Source organism: Pampinifervens navoyensis, from assembly GCF_046159715.1.
Classification (GTDB): Bacteria; Aquificota; Aquificia; order Aquificales; family Aquificaceae; genus Pampinifervens.
Genome location: NZ_JBJXCT010000024.1, coordinates 1 through 1,738, shown reverse-complemented (window position 1 = coordinate 1,738; position 1,738 = coordinate 1). Strand labels below are relative to the sequence as shown.

Annotated in this window: 3 protein-coding genes; all 3 read left to right on the top strand. The window is 45.8% G+C overall.

The window, feature by feature from the left end:
• Positions 1-108: 108 nt before the first annotated feature.
• Positions 109-288 carry a ribbon-helix-helix protein, CopG family gene (locus ACKRDP_RS09850; RefSeq protein WP_409154615.1) on the top strand — a complete coding sequence of 60 codons (180 nt, stop codon included), beginning with the start codon at positions 109-111 and terminating at the stop codon, positions 286-288.
• Positions 285-1,535 carry an IS110 family RNA-guided transposase gene (locus tag ACKRDP_RS09845; protein WP_409154614.1) on the top strand — a complete coding sequence of 417 codons (1,251 nt, stop codon included), beginning with the start codon at positions 285-287 and terminating at the stop codon, positions 1,533-1,535. The genes ACKRDP_RS09850 and ACKRDP_RS09845 overlap by 4 nt, the downstream gene beginning before the upstream one ends.
• The coding region (locus ACKRDP_RS09840) for a hypothetical protein (protein ID WP_409154613.1) at positions 1,525-1,738 on the top strand (214 nt) is incomplete at its 3' end. The genes ACKRDP_RS09845 and ACKRDP_RS09840, both read left to right, overlap by 11 nt.

Genomic DNA, 1,738 nt, shown 5'->3' with positions numbered 1-1,738 from the left:
AAGGAGGCTATAAATGATGAAAAACCATAGACGCTACTTGACAGTATCTGGAGGAGGGATTAATTTATGCTCCTGAAAAATTCCTGTTGTCATGACTGGAGGAGTCCTTTGAAAAGGAAAGAGAAGTTTCAGCTATGGCTCTCTTCAGAAACTGTAAACAGGCTCAGAGCTATAGCGGAGGAAGAGGGTAGAACCATGTCAGACCTCATAAGGGAAGCTGTAGCAGAATGGCTTGACAAAAAGGAAAAGGAAAAGCTAAGACCTTTTCCTCTGGAGGGCATAAGGTGAGAGAGCTAGCTATAGGCGTAGATGTGGGCTCAAAAGCCTGTCAGATATGCGTCAAAAACATGGACAGGAAAACACTGCTCAATCAAAAGGTTCACAATCTCAGTCTGGACGACTTCCTTCAGAAGCATCTCATAAAAGTAGCACCTCCAGACAGGTCTGTGGTGCTTATGGAAAGCACTGGAAAGGCTTATTATCTTTTTCCAAGGTTTGTCTTTGAGAAAAACGGTTATGAAGTGCGTGTAGAGAATCCAAGGTTTATTTCAAGGTATGCAGAAGGTCTGTCTGTGAGAGGTAAAAAGACTGACAGTTATGATGCGGAGGTGCTTGCACTGTATTGTCTTGAGAGAGTTATGCACTCTTACAAGGTTTCTTACCTTCCCAACGACCTCAAATCAACGGTCAGGCACTGGGCAAAGCTCAGAAAGACGAAACAGGAAATAGAGGGTCATACCTTCTCTCAGGCACTTGTAGTGTTTCCGCTCATAGATGAGGTCTTTGGTGGAAGCCCTCTCAAGTCAAAAACTGGGAGAAGACTTCTTAAAGAGTTTGCAGGCTGGCATGAAGTGTATTCTGTAGGTCTTGAAGGACTTGAAGAAAGGCTCATGGCAGAGAGCAAAAGAGGAAGAGGTAAAAAGGAGCTTGTAAGAAAGCTCTACAGGTATGCAGAGCTATTGGCAAGGAGTGGATACAGACCCTCTGAGATGCAGGTTAAGCTTTTGAGGCTTGCTCTTGAGGAGCTCCAGAGGTTTGAGGAAGTGATTTCTTACATAGAGGCAAGGCTTGTAGAGATAGGAGAAAAGGCAGAAGAAGTGTGGCTACTTAGAAGCATACCTGGTATAGGAGAGCTGAGTAGTGTGGTTCTCTATGCAGAGATAGGAGATGTGGAGAGGTTCAGGGACAGGGATGACCTGTGGGCGTATTTTGGTTTTGACCCGAGGAACGAAGAGAGTGGTGAAAGCGTAAGGAAGAGTAGCAGGATATCTAGGGCTGGCATAGGTTATGTGAGAGGCATTCTATACATGATAGCCTTTGGGCTGACGAGGAAGGGTATGCCATACTATGAGACATACTGGGAGCTAAGAAGAAGGGGAAAGAAGCATAGGGAAGCGCTCATAGTGATAGCGCACAAGCTGGTGAGGATAATGTATCAGGTTTTGAAGGAAAAGAATCCTTGCAGGAAGTTTAGCAATTTCAGGTCAGAGGAATTGGTAGACTTTGAGGGACTGAGCTATGAGTTTGAGGACTGAGGGCGGAAGAGCGGGCTTCATGCCATTTGCCCCGTGTGCGGGCGTAAGGAGGCGTGCCCCCTTCCGCTCTATAGAGGTATTCCTGCGGGCGGATATTATAGATACCCCGTCTGCGGGTGAGCGGAGGATAGCCCTGGGAATACCTGTGAAAAACCCTAAAAAACTTGAAAATTTCTTAAAACTTGAAAATTTCTTTGCGGAGG